General features: G+C 68.4%; 13 protein-coding genes and 1 pseudogene. 9 read left to right on the forward strand and 5 right to left on the reverse strand.

Going from position 1 to position 18340, the window contains the following annotated elements; genetic code table 11:
• Nucleotides 1-945, forward strand: a complete 945-nt coding sequence (locus ACQQ2N_RS15430; RefSeq protein ID WP_440222465.1) for a phosphoglycerate mutase — start codon at nt 1-3, stop codon at nt 943-945.
• On the forward strand, nt 942-2675 hold the full coding sequence (gene recJ / locus ACQQ2N_RS15435) for a single-stranded-DNA-specific exonuclease RecJ (protein ID WP_440222466.1): 1734 nt from the start codon (nt 942-944) through the stop codon (nt 2673-2675). The genes ACQQ2N_RS15430 and recJ overlap by 4 nt, the downstream gene beginning before the upstream one ends.
• A 272-nt stretch (nt 2676-2947) precedes the next feature.
• Here the strand turns inward: recJ and ACQQ2N_RS15440 are convergent, their stop codons facing one another.
• From ACQQ2N_RS15440 to ACQQ2N_RS15450, 3 genes are all read right to left on the reverse strand, one after another.
• Nucleotides 2948-3673 (reverse strand): endonuclease/exonuclease/phosphatase family protein, encoded by a 726-nt coding sequence (locus ACQQ2N_RS15440; RefSeq protein WP_440222467.1) that lies wholly within the window; start codon nt 3671-3673, stop codon nt 2948-2950.
• A 313-nt stretch (nt 3674-3986) separates the two neighbouring features.
• A complete protein-coding gene (locus ACQQ2N_RS15445; protein ID WP_440222468.1) occupies nt 3987-4295 on the reverse strand; it encodes a hypothetical protein in 309 nt (102 codons plus the stop codon).
• Between the two features lie 146 nt (nt 4296-4441).
• Complete coding sequence (locus ACQQ2N_RS15450; protein ID WP_440222469.1) at nt 4442-5611, reverse strand: acyltransferase family protein; 1170 nt, start codon at nt 5609-5611, stop codon at nt 4442-4444.
• Nucleotides 5612-5756: 145 nt separating this feature from the next.
• Here ACQQ2N_RS15450 and ACQQ2N_RS15455 point away from each other — a divergent pair, with 145 nt between their 5' ends.
• From ACQQ2N_RS15455 to ACQQ2N_RS15475, 5 genes and pseudogenes are all read left to right on the forward strand, one after another.
• Nucleotides 5757-6656 carry a LytTR family DNA-binding domain-containing protein gene (locus ACQQ2N_RS15455; protein ID WP_440222470.1) on the forward strand — a complete coding sequence of 300 codons (900 nt, stop codon included), beginning with the start codon at nt 5757-5759 and terminating at the stop codon, nt 6654-6656.
• Between the two features lie 62 nt (nt 6657-6718).
• Nucleotides 6719-7841 (forward strand): peptide chain release factor 2 gene (gene prfB, locus ACQQ2N_RS15460; RefSeq protein WP_440222471.1). Its coding sequence is split into 2 segments (ribosomal slippage): nt 6719-6790 and nt 6792-7841, totalling 1122 coding nucleotides; the frame shifts between segments, so codons are not numbered across the junction.
• Between the two features lie 114 nt (nt 7842-7955).
• The gene (gene lysS / locus ACQQ2N_RS15465; protein WP_440225779.1) at nt 7956-9503 is read left to right on the forward strand and encodes a lysine--tRNA ligase; all 1548 of its coding nucleotides are present in this window, start codon (nt 7956-7958) and stop codon (nt 9501-9503) included.
• A gap of 252 nt (nt 9504-9755) precedes the next feature.
• Nucleotides 9756-10768, forward strand: a pseudogene (locus tag ACQQ2N_RS15470) (HD-GYP domain-containing protein); the annotation flags it as partial.
• A gap of 30 nt (nt 10769-10798) precedes the next feature.
• Entirely contained in the window at nt 10799-12964 is a 2166-nt protein-coding gene (locus tag ACQQ2N_RS15475; RefSeq protein ID WP_440225781.1) for an ATP-binding protein, read from the forward strand.
• A gap of 530 nt (nt 12965-13494) precedes the next feature.
• Here ACQQ2N_RS15475 and ACQQ2N_RS15480 read toward each other — a convergent pair.
• Nucleotides 13495-14418, reverse strand: coding sequence for a crotonase/enoyl-CoA hydratase family protein (locus ACQQ2N_RS15480; protein WP_440222472.1), 924 nt, complete (start codon nt 14416-14418; stop codon nt 13495-13497).
• Between the two features lie 325 nt (nt 14419-14743).
• Here ACQQ2N_RS15480 and ACQQ2N_RS15485 point away from each other — a divergent pair, with 325 nt between their 5' ends.
• Nucleotides 14744-15088: a PilZ domain-containing protein gene (locus tag ACQQ2N_RS15485; protein WP_440222473.1), complete on the forward strand. Its 345-nt coding sequence runs from the start codon at nt 14744-14746 to the stop codon at nt 15086-15088.
• Between the two features lie 542 nt (nt 15089-15630).
• On the opposite strand, the gene ACQQ2N_RS15490 is transcribed toward ACQQ2N_RS15485, so the two are convergent.
• Nucleotides 15631-17313 carry an AMP-binding protein gene (locus ACQQ2N_RS15490; RefSeq protein WP_440222474.1) on the reverse strand — a complete coding sequence of 561 codons (1683 nt, stop codon included), beginning with the start codon at nt 17311-17313 and terminating at the stop codon, nt 15631-15633.
• 211 nt (nt 17314-17524) lie between these two features.
• Between ACQQ2N_RS15490 and ACQQ2N_RS15495 the strand changes: the two genes are divergently transcribed.
• Nucleotides 17525-17965 (forward strand): YybH family protein, encoded by a 441-nt coding sequence (locus ACQQ2N_RS15495; protein ID WP_440222475.1) that lies wholly within the window; start codon nt 17525-17527, stop codon nt 17963-17965.
• The last annotated feature ends 375 nt before the right edge of the window (nt 17966-18340 follow it).

The raw sequence follows: 18340 nt of genomic DNA on the forward strand, positions 1-18340 counted from the left end.
ATGCGCACCGCCACGATCCTGCTTCCTGCATTGCCGCGCTGCGTGGCCTCCGACGAGGTCGCGCAGGGCGTGCTCGCGCGTGCGTTCGCGCGTGGTGACGTCGCTGCGCCCGCGAGCCCGGGACGCGAAGCCGCCGTGCGCGGCACGTTCACGTGGATCGGTCGTGGCCTGCCGACCGCGGCGCTGACCCGCGAGGCCGATGTCGGCGATGCGGCCGGTGCCGCGTGGCTGCGTGCCGATCCCGCCCACGTGCGCGCCGACATGACGACGGCACGCATGCTCGCCTGCGGTGCGCTCGGCCTCACGGACGAGGAAGCCGACGCGATCGCACGCGAGCTCAAGCCCCTGTTCGGCGACAGCGGTCTGCTGTTCGACACGCCGCGTGCCGATCGCTGGTACCTGCGCGCGCTGCCGGGCAGCGAACTCGTCGACGCGGCCGATCCGGACGAGGCGATCGGCGACGACCTCAAGCTGCATCTTCCCGCCGGCGCGGCCGGCAAGCGCTGGCGCGTGCTGTTCAACGAGGTGCAGGTCGTCCTGCACAACCATTCGGCCAATGCCGCACGCGCGCGGCGCGGCGCGGTCGCGGTCAACGCGCTGTGGTTCTGGGGTGCGGGTAGCTTGCCCGAAGCCGTGCGCGGCGATGTTGCGCGTGTCGCGACACCCGATCCCGCGCTCGCGACACTTGCACGGCTCGCCGGTGCGGGCGTCGTCGACGGTAATCCCGCGCGTGCCTTCGAGGACGCCGGTGAAGGCCGCGTGCTCGTCGATCTCGCCACCTCGCGTGGTATCGCGCTCGAGCAGACCTTGCAGGCACTCGCGCAGCGCCTCGACGCGGGCGATCTCGATGCGCTCGATCTCGTGTTCGAATCGGGCGAACGCGTGCAGCTGCGTCGTGCGCATCGCTGGCGCCTCTGGCGCCGCGTGACACCGCTGCGCGCATGACGCCCGTCGCGATCCGGCGTCGCGAGGTTCCGGCCGACGTCGGCGGAGCCTGGCCCGACGACGTGCATCCGGTCCTGCGCCGCGTTTACGCCGCGCGCGGCGTCTGCGACGCACGCGAGGTGCATCACGCGCTCGCGGGCATGGCCGCGCCGCATCTGCTCGGTGGCCTCGATGCCGCGTGCACGCTGCTTGCCGACGCGATCGCGCGCGACGCACGCATCGTCGTGGTCGGCGATTTCGACTGCGACGGCGCGACCGGCACGGCCGTCGCCGTGCGTGGCCTGCGCATGCTCGGCGCGCGCCACGTCGACTACCGCGTGCCGAACCGCTTCCTGCACGGTTACGGCCTGACGCCTGCGCTGGTCGGCACGCTGATCGATCCCTCGCCGGACCTCATCGTCACGGTCGACAACGGTGTCGCGAGCCTCGCCGGCGTCGCCGCGGCGCGCGCGCGCGGCATCGCCGTGCTCGTGACCGATCACCACCTGCCGGGTCCGGCGCTTCCCGACGCCGACGCGATCGTCAATCCGAACCTCGAGGGCGATGCGTTCCCGAGCAAGGCGCTGGCCGGCGTCGGCGTCGTGTTCTACCTGCTGCTCGCGCTGCGCGCGAAGCTGCGCGGCGACGGCGCGTTCGCGCAGCGTGCGGAGCCCGACCTGTCGACCCTGCTCGATCTCGTCGCGCTCGGCACGGTCGCCGATCTCGTGCCGCTCGATTTCAACAACCGCGTGCTCGTCGACGCGGGCCTGCGCCGCATGCGCGCGCGGCGGGCCTGCGCGGGCGTGCTCGCCCTCGTCGAGGCGTCCGGGCGCGACGTCGCGCGGCTCGTGCCGTCCGATCTCGGCTATGCGCTCGGCCCGCGCATCAACGCGGCCGGCCGCCTCGAGGACATGGCCCTCGGCATCGAATGCCTGCTCGCCGACGATGCGCACGTCGCGCGCGAGCTCGCGCAGCGCCTGTCGTCGATCAACGACGAGCGCCGCGAACTGCAGACCAGCATGGTCGAGGACGGCGAGGCGCTCGTCGCACGCTGGCTCGCCGAGCGAGGCGATGCCGCGCTGCCACTCGGCCTCACGCTGTTCGACGACGGCTGGCACGCCGGCGTCGTCGGCCTCGTCGCGTCCAAGCTCAAGGAACGCCTGCACCGTCCCGTGGTCGCGTGCGCGCCGGCCGGGGACGGCAGCGACGAGGTGCGTGCCTCCGCGCGTTCGATCCGCGGCGTGCACGTGCGCGACGTGATCGCCGAGGTCGATGCGCGCCATCCCGGTCTCGTCACGCGCTTCGGCGGCCATGCGATGGCCGCCGGCCTGAGCATGCCGCGCGCGTCGGTCGACGCGTTCGCCGACGCGTTCGATGCCGTCGTGCGCGAACGCTCGGCGCGCGAACTGTTCGAGCCTGTCGTGCTCAGCGACGGCGAACTCGGCCCCGACGATCTCGATCTCGCCCTCGCGCAGGCACTGCGCTACGCCGGGCCGTGGGGGCAGGGCTTCGCCGAGCCGCAGTTCGACAACCACTTCGAACTCGACGGCTGGCGCCTCGTCGGCGAACGCCACTGGCGCCTGCGCCTGCGCATGGAAGGCCGCGCCGAGACCGTCGAGGCGATGCTGTTCAACGCCGAACCCGGCGCGACGCCACCGTCACGCCTGCGCGCGGTCTACGCGCTCGACGTCAACGCCTGGAACGGCCGCGAATCGCTGCAGCTCGTGGTGAGGCATTTCGAGGCGGAGTAGGGGTTCACGGCGCTTTCCCTTCTCCCTTCGGGAGAAGGGGGTCCGAAGGGCCGGATGAGGGGCCGGTCTCGCGAAACGCATCCAGCGCCGGGGTCAGGTTCATTTCCCTTGACGTGCGGCTGGCCTCAGAGGCAGCCATCGGGGCAAATGAACCTGACCCCGGCTTGTGGCGCCTGCTCGCCAGCGTTGACGCCCGGAGCGGTCGCGGATGTCTGCAGTTCGCGCTGTGGCATTTCAAGGCGACACGGGCGATCGCATCGCCGTCGGTATCGTCACGGTCCCTGTGTCGACACCTGGCGGGGCGTCTTCCTCGTCACCGAGCAGGTCACGACCGCGTGGTCCGACAGCGCGGTGCGCGAACCTGCGAGGTCGAACGGGCCGGCGTGTGTGAGGGCTCGTGCTTCGGTCATTCGAAGATCTGGCGTCGCGAAGATGTGGTCGATCGTCGATGTTGTTCCGCGATGTCCAAAGAATGTCGCGTCGCGAACGTCGGCGAGCGTCCACCCGGCGTCGAGGATCCTGCGCACGGAGAGGGATTCCCTCGGCACATTGAAGTCCCCAATGAGGAGGGATGGCTGCGAGGAGAGCTCGCTCGCCCTCGTCTCGATCCAGTTCCAGACCTTTGCACGGGAGGCCGCATCGCGGTACCACGGCACGCGCAGGCCGATCAGCAGGACATCGGCATCGGGAATTCTCGCCGCGATCACGTTGGACGGCAGATGCTCGTCGATTGCGGGTGCACGTGGATCGATCGCTTCGAGCGGAACCCGCGAGGCGATGAGCACGCGGTTAGCGCGACCATCCGCATCGCCTGACGCAAGTTGATGGCACCAGCCGGCGGCCGCGACCACCTCGCGGAACACCGCTTCAGCGTTGCGCGGAAAGAACTCCGTGATCACGAGGATGTCTGCGCCGATGGCGGCGACCGCGTCGGCGGCTTCCGGACGGAAGCGCGTCTTGCCGGCGCGATGGTTGACGTTCCAGGTCCCGACGATCATGCGCAGGTCGCGGAGGCTTTGCAGTCTCGATCATTGCATGGGCGCTGCGTGATGAGCGCGCGAACGCCGCGAGGCATGTCGCGACGATGCGCAACGGATCGGCGCACTGGAGTCTGCCTCGTCGGGGTCAGGTTCATTTGCCTCGACGCGCGGCAGGCCTCGGAGGCCCATCGGGCAAATGAACCTGACCCCAGGCTTGTGGCGGCCCCCGACTTGTGGCGACCTGCTCGCCAGCGTCGACGTCCGGAGTGCCTTGCCGCGAGGTACTTCGAAACCGGGTCGCGGCCAACCGCGTTCCCACACCTGCGCACGCTCAGCGCATGCGCGACGTGGCGTCCTGGTCGAGTCCGCTGGCCTGCCTCAGCAACGCGACGAGTTCCTGAGCCTGCGAGCGGCTCAGGCGGATCGGCGTCATCCTCATTGCGACGGGTGCCTTGCTCACGAGATTGAGTGCCACGAAGCGCTGGCCATCGTACGACTTCATGTCGAGAACCTGCACGACCTCGGAGTAGAGCGTGCGCTTCTCGAGTGGAATCTCGCCGATCTTTCGCCTCACGCTTCCGCCGAGCATCGCCCCGGTCATGCTGCCTTTGCTTCTCGTCAAGCGCCAGATCGCGATCACGGCGATGACGGCAAACGGAACGAGCGGAAGATATTGCATCCTGGTAGGCCCCCCTTGGCCTTTCGCGACGCCGCCGCCTTGCGCGGAGCAGCACCACGAGAGTAGCAAAGACGAGGCCGCTGTCGATCCCGTGCAGCGCGGCGAGCTCAGATCGCACCAGCGTCGCGTTCGCGCACGCGACGCTTCAATCCGAACAACGGCCGCAACACGCCGATCCGGCGGATGACCTCATAGGCTGCGAAGCACGCGGCGAATGTCGCGACGACGAGCAGCGGGCCTTCGATGACGGGCGATATGCCGAGCGGCTTGAGGTGCCAGGCGAACACGATGATGAGCGTCTGGTGGAGGATGTAGACCGGGAACACGGCCTCGGCGAGGTAGCGCAGGGCAGGGCTGTCGGGCGGGTTGATCTGGCGCGCGAAACCGAGGATCGCCGCGATCGCGCTCCACTGGGCGATGCCCCACACCAGGCGTTGCGCGTTGCGCAGTGCTTCGGGCGGCGTGATGTCGCCGCTGTAGACCGAGAAGTAGACGGCGATGCCGAGATGCGCGGCGACGGCGACCGCGAGCGACGGCCAGCGCGCCGCGCGCAGGCGCTCCCACACGCCGTCGGCGCGCGCGACGAGGTAACCGAGCAGGAATACGGGGAAGTACTGCGCGTGGTTGTACCCGTCGCCGAACAGTGCGTGCGTGGACGGGAACATGCCGACCAGCCCGAGCCGCACGAGGGCGAGGTAGAGCGCGGGCACGAGGAGGATCGCGAGGCCGGCGAGGCGTCGACCTGCCGCGTTCGAGAGCGTCGCCATGAGGCGCGGGGCGAGGCGCACGGCGATCCACAGCACGAGCGTGTAGACCCACAGGTAGGCGACGAACCACAGGTGGTTCCAGGTCGGCACGGTCAGGCAGCCGTCGTCGTCGCAGAAGCTGCCGTCGGCCTTCAGGTAGCGCCACCAGAACGCGAGGTAGCCGTCGTGGTAGCCGCCCGGGTAGCGTGAATCGAGCAGCTCGTAATAGGCCTGCGGCACCACGATCACGAGCATGCCGAACACGAGCGGCACGAGCAGGCGCCACGAGCGCGGGCCGATGAAGCCCTGGGTGCCCTTGCCGAGCATGAACGCGGTGGCCACGCCCGAGACCAGGAACAGCAGCGACAGCCGCCACGGCGCGCTGAACATAATGAGCGGCTCGAGGGTCGGGCCGGCGGCCGCGCTCTTCACATGCCAGTCCCAGCTCACGTAGTACATGCCCACGTGGTAGAGCACGAGCAGGCCGAACGCGCAGACGCGTACCCAGTCGAGGTCGTGGCGGCGGGACATGCGGATCTCCTTCGGAATCAGGGGGCCAGCGTGGCGCCGAACCCGCAACACCGCGACCGTCGGGGGACGATGTGGCGCCAAGGTGGGACGAGCGGTGGCCCCGAGGGACGGCCGCGGGGCCGCGACGCACGTAGAATCCGCGCCCATGACTGCCCCAGCCGGCGCCTACGAGCGCTACCAGCCGTGGCGGCGTTGGGTCGAGATCGGCTTCTGGCTCGGCGTCATGCTGCTCAACACGGTCTCCAACACGATCATCGCGCAGACCGATGTGGCGCGCGGCCGCAACGGCATCGCGCCGTGGGAACCGGCGGTCTGGGAGGTCACGAGCAGCATCCTCTGGCTCGTCGTGGTGCCGTGCGTGGTGGTGTTCTCGCGGCGCTTCCCGCTGTACTGGGACACCTGGCGGCGCAACCTCAAATGGCACGTCCTCGCCACGGTGGTGGTCTGCCTGATCCACGTCGGCGGCATGATGGCGCTGCGCCAGCTCGCCTACGCCACCCAGGGCCTGACCTACGACTACGGTCCCTGGGGCGAGGTGTTCGTCTACGAATACCTCAAGGACTTCCGCTCCTACGCCTCCATCCTGCTCACGATCGAGGCCTATCGTCTCGTGCTGCGGCGCCTGCAGGGCGAGGTCAGCCTGCTCGCCGCGCCCGACGAGGGACCGGCCGTCGAACCGATCGACCGCCCCGAGCGCTTCCTCGTGCGCAAGCTCGGGCGCGAGTTCCTCGTCGCCGCGGCCGACATCGAATGGCTGCAGGCCTCGGGCAACTACGTCAACCTGAACGTCAAGGGCCGGGCCTACCCGCTGCGCAGCACGATCGCGGGCATCGAGGCGCGCCTGGATCCGAAACGCTTCGCGCGCGTGCACCGCAGCTACCTCGTCAACCTCGAGTGCATTGCCTCGATCGAACCGCTCGAATCGGGCGACGCGCGCCTGCATCTCGTCGACGGCACCGTGGTGCCGTGCAGCCGGCGTTTCCGCGCGGACCTGCGTGACCGCGCCGGCGCGACCGAGCAGCCGGCCCTGCGCGAAAGTGCCTGAGGTGAACGGGCGCGCGGATTTGCTATCCTTCGCGCCCTTTTTGTTGCAATGCAGTGACGACCATGGAAACCAATCCGATCCATGCGCGCATCGCGGACCTGACCGGTCGCGTGGCGTCGCTCCGGGGGTATCTTTGACTTCGATACCAAGGCCGAACGCCTGGAGGAAGTTACCCGTGAACTCGAGAGTCCGACCGTATGGGACAACGCCCAGCGCGCCCAGGACCTCGGCAAGGAACGCGCCCAGCTCGAGCGCGTCGTCAACGGCATCCGCGAACTGACCACCGCGCTCGCGGAAGCCTCCGAACTGCTCGAACTCGGCGAGGCCGAGGATGACCAGGCCACCGTCGACGGCGTCGCCGCCGACGTCGAGGCGCTGGCCGGGCGCGTCGACAAGCTCGAATTCCAGCGCATGTTCTCGGGCCAGATGGACGGCGCGAGCGCGTTCGTCGACATCCAGGCCGGCGCCGGCGGCACCGAGGCGCAGGACTGGGCCGAGATGCTGCTGCGCATGTACCTGCGCTGGGCCGAATCCCGCGGCTGGAAGACCGAGCTGCTCGAGGTGTCGGGCGGCGACGTGGCCGGCATCAAGTCGGCGACGTTCCGTGTCGAGGGCGATTACGCCTACGGCTGGCTCAAGACCGAGATCGGCGTGCACCGCCTCGTGCGCAAGTCGCCGTTCGATTCGGACAACCGCCGCCACACGAGCTTCACCTCGGTGTTCGTCTCGCCCGAGGTCGACGACAAGATCGACATCGACATCAACCCCGCCGACCTCAAGACCGACGTCTACCGTTCGTCCGGCGCCGGTGGCCAGCACGTCAACAAGACCGAGTCGGCGGTGCGCATCACGCACGTGCCGAGCGGCGTCGTCGTGGCCTGCCAGACCGAACGCTCGCAGCACGCCAACCGCGATCGTGCGATGAAGATGCTCGCGGCCAAGCTGTACGAGATCGAGATCCAGAAGCGCAATGCCGAGAAGGACGCGCTCGAGGCGACCAAGTCCGACATCGGCTGGGGCAGCCAGATCCGCAACTACGTGCTCGACCAGTCGCGCATCAAGGATCTGCGTACCGGCATCGAGCGCAGCGATACGCAGAAGGTGCTCGACGGCGACCTCGACGAGTTCATCGAGGGCAGCCTCAAGGCCGGCCTCGAGGCGGGCGCGAAACGCCTCGACGCCTGAGATGCGTGCCCGGCATGCGGCCGGGCATGGCCTCTTTTTCCACGGTCGCGGCGCCTGTCGCGATCCTGCAATGAACAGTGCACCCGGGCGGGTGCGCCCATGACGGTACGAACGATGACGACGAGCGGCGATACGAACGGGAACCCGGCGGAAGACCTGCAGGCCACGGCCCAGGACGAGAACAAGCTCATCGCCGAGCGCCGCGAGAAACTGCGCGCGTTGCGCGGGCAGGGCATCGCGTTCCCGAACGATTTCCGCGTCGACGCGTTCACGGGCGACCTGCAGTCGGAGTTCGCCGACCTCGAGGCCTGGACCGCCGAGAAGATCGACGGCCTCGCGCGCCAGGTGCGCGTCGCGGGACGCATCGTGCTCAAGCGCGTGCAGGGCAAGGTCAGCTTCGTGCAGCTGCAGGACATGACCGGCCGCATCCAGCTGTTCGTGCACCAGGGCACCGTCGGCGACACCTACGAAGCCTTCAAGGGCTGGGACGTCGGCGACATCGTCGGCGCCGAAGGCCTGCTCATGCGCACCAAGACCGGCGAGCTGTCGGTCAAGGCCTCGACGCTGCGCCTGCTCACCAAGTCGCTGCGTCCGCTGCCCGACAAGTGGCACGGCCTCGCCGATGTCGAGCAGCGCTATCGCCAGCGTTACGTCGACCTCATCGTGACCCAGGCCTCGCGCGAGGCCTTCGTGCTGCGCTCGCGCGCGATCGGCTTCATGCGCCAGTGGCTGGAAGCGTCGCCGCGCCGCTTCATGGAAGTCGAGACGCCGATGATGCACGTGATCCCGGGCGGCGCCACGGCGCGCCCGTTCACGACGCACCACAACGCGCTCGACATGACCCTGTACCTGCGCGTCGCGCCCGAGCTCTACCTCAAGCGCCTCGTCGTCGGCGGCTTCGACCGCGTGTACGAGATCAACCGCAATTTCCGCAACGAGGGCGTGTCGACGCGGCACAACCCCGAGTTCACGATGCTCGAGCTGTACCAGGCCTACGCCGACTACAACGACGTCATGGACCTCACCGAGGCGATGCTGCGCGATACCGCGCAGGCTGTGCTCGGCCGTACCGCGCTGACCTGGGAAGGCCGCGCGATCGACCTCGGCCCGGCCTTCCGGCGCTGGCGCATGGAAGACGCCGTGCTCGAGCACAACCCCGACATCCGCCGCGAGGAGCTGCGCGACCGCGAGGCGATGGCGCGCCACGCCACACGCCTCGGCGTGCACGTCAAGCCGGCCTACGGCTGGGGCAAGCTGCTGCTCGAGATCTTCGAGAAGACCGTCGAAGGCACGCTCGTGCAGCCGACCTTCATCACCGCGCACCCGGTCGAGGTGTCGCCGCTCGCACGCGAGAGCGACACCGATCCGGGCATCACCGACCGCTTCGAGCTGTTCGTCGGCGGCAAGGAGATCGCGAACGGGTTCTCCGAGCTCAACGATCCCGAGGACCAGGCCGCGCGCTTCCAGGCCCAGGTCGATGCAATGGAGGCCGGCGACGACGAGGCCATGCACTTCGATGCGGACTACATCCGCGCGCTCGAGGTCGGCCTGCCACCGACCGGCGGCCTCGGCGTCGGCATCGACCGGCTCGTCATGCTGCTCGCCGACGTGCCGTCGATCCGCGACGTGCTGCTGTTTCCCTACATGCGTCCCGAGGCCTGAGAAGCGCTGCACGGAAGGGTTTCAACCCACCTGCCACGATTCTTGCATTCGTTTACACTCCCAATACGCGGTGTGCTAGCCTCGCGGCCCGTGTCTGGCGGACCGAGGCGGACACTCCAGGCAGGTTTGGCGCTGTGGCTCCGGACTGCGAACCGTGTGTGGCGAGATGCCTGCGTGGTGTGCATGAAGAGTCCAGTGGAGTGAACCGATGTGAATGTCCTGATCGTCGACGACCAGCCGTCCGCCCGCACCATGCTTCGACACGTGATCGAAGGCATCGGGCCGGCCGTGCAGGTGTCGGATTTCGGCAACCCGGTTGAAGCCCTGCGCTGGTCCGAGACGCATACGCCGGACCTGCTCCTGCTCGATTACCGCATGCCCGAGATGGACGGGCTCGAGTTCGCACGCCGTTTCCGACGCCCGTTGTCACGTCGTGACGTGCCGATCGTGCTGATCAGCGTGGTCGGCGACGAGCCCGTGCGCCAGGCCGCGCTCGATGCCGGCGTCATCGATTTCCTCGTCAAGCCCGTGCGTCCGCGCGAGCTTCGTTCGCGCTGCAAGAACCTGCTGCAGATGCGCCGCCAGGGCGAGACCGTCAAGGAACGCGCGCGTTCGCTCGAGCAGAAGGTCATCGAGGGCGTGCAGGAGGTCGAGCAGCGCGAGCGGGAGATGCTGTTCCGCCTCGCCAAGGCCATCGAATACCGCGATTTCGGTACCGGCCTGCACCTGCTGCGTATGGCGCGCTACTCCGAACTCATCGCCGAGGAACTCGGCATGGCCGAGGACGACGTCAGGATCCTGACGCTGGCCGCGCCGCTGCACGACATCGGCAAGATCGGCGTGCCCGATTCGATCCTTCTCAAGCGCGGCCCGCTCACCGACGACGAGATGGCGGTCATGCGCAAGCACCCGCTGATCGGCTTCGAGATCCTGCGCGACAGCCAGAGCCGCTTCGTGCAGACCGGCGCGCAGATCGCGCTGCGCCATCACGAGCGCTGGGACGGCACCGGCTATCCGGACGGCCTGCGCGGCGAGCAGATCCCGCTCAACGCGCGCATCGTCGCGATCGCCGACGTGTTCGACGCGTTGACTTCCGAGCGTCCGTACAAGCGCGCCTGGAGCAACGAGGAGGCGTTCGCCTACCTGCACGAAAACGCCGGCACGCTGTTCGATCCGGCCTGCGTCGAGGTGTTGCTGGCCAACCAGTCCCGCGTCCTCGACATCCAGCAGGCGAAGCTGGCACCACCCGTGCTAGGCCTCTGATACACCCTTCGCGGACGGCACGGAGACGCCGGATGCACGCGCTGACCGCCAAAATCCAGTCACGCTTCCAGAAGCGCCCCGACAGCGAGCACGGGCAGGCGTTCATCCGCCTGACCATCGTCGCCCTCTGGCTGGTCTACCTGATCGGCTACTCGACCGCGCACGGTTTCTCGGGCCCGGTGCTGCCGTACGCGCTCGCGATCCTGCTGGTCGAGTGGGTGGTCGGCTCGGCGATCATCGCCCACATCGCATGGCGTCCCGGCGTGTCGCATCCGCGCCGCTGGGTCGGCATGGTGCTCGACTACGCCTCGATGGGCGCGATGATGATGCTCGGCCCCGAGCTCGCACCGCTCTACGTCGTGTTCATGTGGGTCACGATCGGCAACGGCTTGCGCTACGGGCCGCGCTATCTCGCCGCCGCGGTCGCGCTCGCCGCGGCGTCGTTCCTCGCCGTCATCCTGTTCACGCCGTACTGGCAGGCCAACGCCGCGCTCGGCTGGGGCCTGCTCGCCGGCCTCGTCATGATTCCGGGTTACCTGACCTCGCTGCTGCGCGCGCTGACGCGCGCGACCGAGGAAGCGCGCCGCGCCAACGAGGCCAAGAGCCTGTTCATCGCGAACATGAGCCACGAGTTCCGCACGCCGCTCAACGGCATTGCGGGCATGTCGGAGCTGCTCGTGACCACGCGCCTGAGTGCCGAGCAGCGCGAATACGCCGAGATCATCCAGGCCTCGGCGCAGTCGCTGCTCGCGCTCGTCGAGGACGTGCTCGACATCTCGCGCATCGAGGCCGGCAAGCTGCGTCGCCACGACGTCGATTTCGACCTCGCCGAGACGATGCGCAGCATCCAGCTCATGCTGCAGACGACCGCGCACAACAAGGGCCTCGGCTTCGAGATGCGCCTTGCCGACGGCGTGCCCGTGCGCCTGCACGGTGACGTCGATCACCTGCGCCAGATCCTGATCAACCTCGTCTCCAACGCGATCAAGTTCACCGAGCACGGCAAGGTCACCGTCGACGTGCGCACGACCGCGCGCATGGGCCACGATGTCGGCCTGCGCTTCTCCGTCCGCGACACCGGCATCGGCATCCCGCTCGAGGCGCAGGGCCGCATCTTCCAGGCCTTCGAGCAGGCCGACAGCGGCCACGCGCGCCGCTTCGGCGGCACCGGCCTCGGTACCACGATCGCCAAGTCGCTGGTCGAGCTGCTCGGCGGCACGATCGCGTTCGAGAGCACGCCCGGCGTCGGCTCGCACTTCTGGGTGGAGGCGCCGTTCCGTGTCATCACGGGAGCGCGTCCCGCGCAGCCGGCCGATGCGCCGGCCGCGACCGACAACATCATCGCGTTCGACGATCCGTTCGTGCGTCATCGCGCGCGTGCACGACCGCTGCACCTGCTCGTGGCCGACGACCAGCCCGCCAACCTCACCGTGCTGTGCCGCCTGCTCGAGAAGGCCGGCCACCGCGCGCGTGCGGTGCACAGCGGCGACGAGGTGCTCGCGGCGATGGAGCGCGATCGCTACGACGGCGTCATCACCGACCTGCACATGCCCGGCATCAGCGGCATCGACACGATCCGCCAGGCCGCGATCATGCAGGCCGGGCGCGAGCGCACGCCGTTCATCGTGCTCAGCGCCGATGCCACGCAGGACACGATCCGCGTGGCCAAGCAGGCCGGAGCGCGCGCCTTCCTGACCAAGCCGATCGTCGTCGCCAAGCTGCTCGACACGCTGGCCGAGATGGCCGCGGGCTCGTTCGGCGACATGGCCGCGCCGGCCCCGGTACAGGCGCCGCCTCTCGTCGCGGCGCCGGTCGATCCGGGCGCGGTGATCTCGCGCGAGGTCCTCGACGAACTGCGCGAGCTCGAACTCGGCGACGACTTCATGAAGCTGTTCATCGACGAGTGCCTGCGCGATGCCTTGCAGTGCATCGTCGACGTCGAGAAGACCGCGCAGGCCGAACGCTGGGACGATTTCCGCGACCAGTGCCACGCGCTCAAGGGCGTGGCCAGCAACATGGGCGCCGTGCGCCTCGCCGAGGCCGCGTCGGCGGCGATGAAGCTCGGCAACTGGGAAGTGCCGCGCGAATGGCGGCGCCTCACGCGCGAGTTCCGCGAACATCTCGAGAGGGCGCGCCTCGCGCTCGCCGCGACGTCGACCGGCGCCAAGCGCCATGAAGGCGAGCCGGAGCGCCGCTGATCCGGGCGTTGCTTGCCGTTCGCAGAAGGACGGCTCGCCCTGTACCCGACGTAGGGCAGTAGGCCAGATGCGGTCGAACGAGGGACGGCGAACCGGGGTCCGAACCGGGGTCAGGTTCATTTGCCTTGGTGGGCGTCTCGAAACACCGCGTGCACCTGGGCAAATGAACCTGACCCCAGCTGTCGGGCGTCGGATGTACTTTCAGCCTTTCAAGCTCGTCTTACGCGGCGAGAAACACGCATCGCCGGAGCGGCGCTGGGCTGCTTCGCAGCGCCGAAAGCCGGAGTCTGCAAATGGGGTCAGGTTCATTTGCCCTGACGCATGCCAGATCATCGAGACGTCCGTCGAGGCAAATGAACCTGACCCCAGCTCTCAGGCTTCGGACGCACACACGCTCGCCCTTTCCATGCTCGTCTTCGGGAAGAAGAGAGGAGACGCACATCGTTTCGGTGGCGCGAAGGATGGCCTCGCGTAGGAGGAAACCGGAGGCTGCGTTGCGCAGCCTCCGGTACATCGACAGGTCAGGCGGATCAGCCCGCCTGCACGAGCGGCAGGTCGGCGTGCTCGGTCGCCGCCGACGTCGTCGGACGCTTTTCCTGCGCGCGCACGAGGCGCTCCATCGTGCGCAGCGACTTCTCGCCGAGCTGCAGCGCGGTGTCGACCCACACCTCGGTGATGCGCATGAGCTCGGACAGCGTGATCGGCTGCGCGATGTCGCGCACGCGGTTCATCGCGGCGCGCGCGTGCGAGATGCGCTGGTTGCGGCGGATGAAATCGTGCACGGCCTGCACGCCTTCGCCGCGCGGCACGAGGATGTCGACGATGCCCATGCGGTGCATCTCTTCGCTCGTGTACACGTTGCCGTTGAGCATCATCTCCTCGGCGAACTTCGGCGCGACGCGCTTGCACAGGAACGAGTAGGCGCCCATGCCCGGGAACAGGTCGAACAGCACCTCGGGCAGGCCCATGCCGACGCCTTCCTCGGCGATGATGGTCTGGCACGACAGCGCGGCCTCGAAGCCGCCGCCGAGCGCGTCGCCCTGCACGAGAGCGATCGAGTGCGCGTCGCGGTCGAGATGGGCGTGGAACGCGTACACGCCTTCGACGCAGGCACGTGCGTAGGCGAGCAGGAGCTCGCGGTTCTGCTCGCGGATCAGGCGGCAGAACAGGTCGAGATCGCCACCGAGGTTGAACACGTCGGCATCCGAGGCGAGCACGACGTGGGCGAGGCGCGCGTCGGGCGAGGCCGTCGCGTCGATGCGCGCGGTCGTCGCTTTCTGGAATGCACGAACCTCCTTGATCAGCGCCGGGGAGAAACAGGCGCGATACCCACTCTCCCTCGGCGTACGTGCGGCGTGCATGAAGCACCACGAGGTGCGAGTGGCGTCGTCATGCTGCGGGCGCAGCAGGCGGAAATCCGAGGAAGAGCGGGAGAGGAGGTCGGCGGCGTTCATGGGGGGGCAGTCCTTGTTGGAGTGTTCGCCGCTCGCCGGACCGCTCGGCGTGAGCGGCTGCTCAGCACCTGTGCCCATCCCCTGTGAATGGCCACGCGATCGGGGATCAGTCTAGCGTACGGCTGCCGCATTCCGAGGCGCAGGGCAACCCCTTTGTGTGATTGCCGGCACACTTCCGGATGACGTGTTGCGCTGCGCCGCACAACGTCTCCCTGCTTGCCTCGCGACGGCGTTTGTACGAAGGTCGCAGGGATGCGCGGAATCGCGCGAAGCAAGGTCTCCAGGCCCAGCCAGGCCCGCCCCTGGCGGTGACTCCAAGGATGCGATGAACGAGCACAACGCCAGCCGCCACCAGCGCCACGCGCGCATGGCGATCCAGTCCACCGTCCTGATCAGCTGCGGCCCGTCGTCGTGGACGTCCGAGATCGAGAACCTGTCCGCGACAGGCGCCTTGCTCGTGCGACCCGAAGACTGGACCGGCCGTATCGGCGACCGCTGCGTGCTCGACATGCTCATCGACGACGACCTGCACGTGAACCTCGAGGCGACGATCGTGCGCATCACGCCCGAGCACCTGGGCTTCGCCTACTCGCACATCCCGGCCGATCGCGAGAGCGCGCTGTGGAACCTGCTCGGCCGCTACGCCGACCACGTCGACGGGCCGCGTTGAGCTCTTCTCGTATGCAGAGCGGAACCCGCTCTAACACGAACTGCGCTGGATGCTCGAGCGGGTAGCCATGCATGCGTAGGGCGGAACCCGCGCAGCGGATTCCGCCGTGGGCACCGTGGTGCGCGGCATGTCCTGATGCCTGGGCGGCAGATTTCGAGGTGTTCGAGACGCCTTGTCGTCCGGCTCCATGTCCCGGGTGATCGCGAAGACCACGGCGGAATCGCCTGCGGCGGTTCCGCCCTACGCGAGCGACTCACGTGCATGGGCAGGTGTAGGGCGGAACCCGCGCAGCGGATTCCGCCACAGGCGCCGTGGTGCGCGGCATGTCCTGATGCCTGTGCGATGAACTCGGAGGTGTTCGAGATGCCTTGTCGTCCGGCTCCATGCCCCAGTTGATCGCGAAGACCACGGCGGAATCGCCTGCGGCGGTTCCGCCCAACGCGAGCGATTCACGTGCAGGGCAAGGGCAGGGCGGAACCCGCGCAGCGGATTCCGCCGTCCAGCGTCACGCCGCATCGCGCGGCGTGACCGGAGCAGGGCGCTCAGTTTGCCGGCGGGGCGTCGCGCAGTTCGCGGCGCAGGATCTTGCCGACGTTGGTCTTGGGCAGCGAGTCGCGGAACTCGATCGCGCGGGGCTGCTTGTAGCCGGTGAGCTCGGTACGGCAGTGTGCCTTGATTGCCTCGGCGGTGAGCGCGGGGTCCTTGCGCACGACCACGAGCTTCACGGCCTCGCCGGTCTTCTCGTCCGGCACGCCGATCGCGGCGACCTCGAGCACGCCCGGCATCGACGCGACCACGTCCTCGATCTCGTTCGGGTACACGTTGAAGCCCGACACGAGGATCATGTCCTTCTTGCGGTCGACGATGTAGAAGAAGCCCTGCTCGTCCATGCGCGCGATGTCGCCCGTGTGCAGCCAGCCGCGCGCGTCGATGACCTTGGCGGTCTCCTCGGGACGGTTCCAGTAGCCGCGCATGACCTGCGGACCCTTCACGCAGAGCTCGCCGATCTCGCCCACCGGCAGCAGCGTACCGTCGTCGTTCTGCACCGAGACGTCGGTCGACGGTACGGGCAGGCCGATCGAGCCGTTGTACTCGGCGAGGTCGAGCGGATTGATGCAGACGGCCGGCGCGGTCTCGGTGAGGCCATAGGCCTCGGCGAGCGTCGAACCCGTGACCGATTTCCAGCGCTCCGCGACCGCGCGCTGCACGGCCATGCCGCCACCGAGCGTCATGCGCAGGCTCGAGAAGTCGAGCTGGTCGAAGCCCGGGGTGTTGAGCAGGCCGTTGAACAGCGTGTTGACGCCCGTGATCGCCGTGTAGCGCACCTTGCCGAGCTCGGCGACGAAGCCCTTCATGTCGCGCGGGTTCGTGATGAGGTGGTTGAGGCCGCCCATCTTCATGAAGGTGAGGCAGTTCGCCGTGAGCGCGAAGATGTGGTACAGCGGCAACGCGGTGATGATGACCTCTTCGCCTTCGCGCATGCCGCTGCCGATCCACTCGGACGCCTGCTGCATGTTCGCGATCATGTTGCGATGGGTCAGCATCGCGCCCTTGGCGACGCCGGTCGTGCCGCCCGTGTACTGCAGGAACGCGAGGTCCTCGGGGCCGATCTCGACCTTCGGCAGCGTGCCGCGCGAGCCGGCCGCGAGCGCATCGTTGAAGCGCACGGCCTTCGGCAGCGAGAACGGCGGCACGAGCTTCTTGACGTGCTTGACCACGAAGTTCGTGATGAACGATTTCGGGAAGCCGAGGCGGTCGCCCAGTGCGCTCGTGATGACGTGCTCGCACGGCGTGCCGTCGATCACCGACGCCGCGGTGTGGGCGAAGTTGTCGAGCACGAGCAGCGCACGCGCGCCCGAGTCGACGAGCTGGTGCTTGAGTTCGCGCGCCGTGTACATCGGGTTCGTGTTGACCACGGTGAGGCCGGCACGCAGCGCGCCGCAGACCGCGATCGGGTACTGCAGCACGTTCGGCAGCATGATCGCGACGCGATCACCCTTCTTGAGGCCGAGGTCGTTGACGAGGTAGCTGCCGAACTGGCGGCTCAGCAGGTCGAGTTCGCCATAGGTGATCGTTCGGCCCATGTTGGAGTAGGCGGGCCGGTGGCGGAAACGGTCGAAGCTCGCGTCGAGCAGGGCCGCGATCGAGGCGTAGGCTTCCAGATCGATGTCGGGCGCGACGCCCTTGGGGTAATGGGCCAGCCAAGGACGATTGCTCTCGGACATGCTTCCTCCGTCGGGACTGCCGCGCCGGGCGGCGCGACATGGCGCATCGAATCGCGCGGAGCGCGCCGTGGATGCGGGGTTCGCGCGATTGCAGCACAGCGGGCGAAGCAGCGGCAAGGCGCAGTGCAGCGTGGCGCTTGCGCGCGAAGGCTTGGAAGTGGGAGGGTTTGCGGACCGCCCGCCCGAGCCGCGTCCGATGCCGTCATCTTCGTTGTTCCACCGAAACGTCGTCCGCTGCCTCGTGGCGGTGCTGCTCGTGGCCCTCGCGGCCTGCTCGCGCACGCCCGACGAGCAGGTGCTGCGCGAGACCGTCACGGCGATGCAGGGTGCGCTCGAGTCGCGTGACCCGAAGGCCTTCATGGCCGGCATCGCCGACGATTTCACCGGCGCGCAAGGCAGCGTCGACCGCGAGGAACTGCATCGCATCCTGCGTGCGCAGGTGCTCGCGAACGCGTCGATCGGCGTCACCACCGGTCCGCTCGACATCGTGGTGCAAGGCGACCGCGCGACCGTCTCGTTCACGGCGACCTTCACGGGTGGCGGAGGGCGTTTCCTGCCCGAGCGCGGCTCGGTCTACACGATCACGAGCGGCTGGCGCCGCAGCGGCGACGACTGGGTCTGCGTGAATGCGCAGTGGGAGCGGAAGCTGTAGCGTCCTGCAGGGCCGGCGATGCTCCATGGTGGCAGGGCGGAGTTCGCAACGCCGGGGCGAGACTCGCAATGGTGGGTCGCGGCGCGACACGGGTCTTTCCCTTCTCCCTCCGGGAGAAGGTGGCCCGCAGGGCCGGATGAGGGTCCGGGATCGCGACGAGTTTCGGACGTTGTCACACCACCGCACCCTCTCCCCAACCCCTCTCCCGGAGGGAGAGGGGCTCAAGAACAGCGCTGGCTGGCAGATCTCGATGAAGTGCGTGTGCGAGTCTCCATAGCTGGGGTCAGGTTCATTTGCCTGACGGGCGACTCCGATGTCCGCGGCGCCTGGAGCAAATGAACCTGACCCCAGCTTCGTGGCGTCGCCATGCTGACG

The sequence above is a fragment of the Dokdonella aquatica genome (genome assembly GCF_051987395.1).
GTDB lineage: Bacteria > Pseudomonadota > Gammaproteobacteria > Xanthomonadales > Rhodanobacteraceae > Dokdonella.

What these genes read in the sequence shown, in the direction of transcription:
- ACQQ2N_RS15440 (WP_440222467.1), bottom strand. Translation starts at nt 3,673, where the DNA reads ATGATCGTCGGGACCTGGAACGTCAACCATCGCGCCGGCAAGACGCGC.
- lysS (WP_440225779.1), top strand. Translation starts at nt 7,956, where the DNA reads ATGACGACGAGCGGCGATACGAACGGGAACCCGGCGGAAGACCTGCAG.
- ACQQ2N_RS15480 (WP_440222472.1), bottom strand. Translation starts at nt 14,418, where the DNA reads ATGAACGCCGCCGACCTCCTCTCCCGCTCTTCCTCGGATTTCCGCCTG.
- ACQQ2N_RS15430 (WP_440222465.1), top strand. Translation starts at nt 1, where the DNA reads ATGCGCACCGCCACGATCCTGCTTCCTGCATTGCCGCGCTGCGTGGCC.
- recJ (WP_440222466.1), top strand. Translation starts at nt 942, where the DNA reads ATGACGCCCGTCGCGATCCGGCGTCGCGAGGTTCCGGCCGACGTCGGC.
- ACQQ2N_RS15475 (WP_440225781.1), top strand. Translation starts at nt 10,799, where the DNA reads ATGCACGCGCTGACCGCCAAAATCCAGTCACGCTTCCAGAAGCGCCCC.
- ACQQ2N_RS15485 (WP_440222473.1), top strand. Translation starts at nt 14,744, where the DNA reads ATGAACGAGCACAACGCCAGCCGCCACCAGCGCCACGCGCGCATGGCG.
- ACQQ2N_RS15450 (WP_440222469.1), bottom strand. Translation starts at nt 5,611, where the DNA reads ATGTCCCGCCGCCACGACCTCGACTGGGTACGCGTCTGCGCGTTCGGC.
- ACQQ2N_RS15455 (WP_440222470.1), top strand. Translation starts at nt 5,757, where the DNA reads ATGACTGCCCCAGCCGGCGCCTACGAGCGCTACCAGCCGTGGCGGCGT.
- ACQQ2N_RS15490 (WP_440222474.1), bottom strand. Translation starts at nt 17,313, where the DNA reads ATGTCCGAGAGCAATCGTCCTTGGCTGGCCCATTACCCCAAGGGCGTC.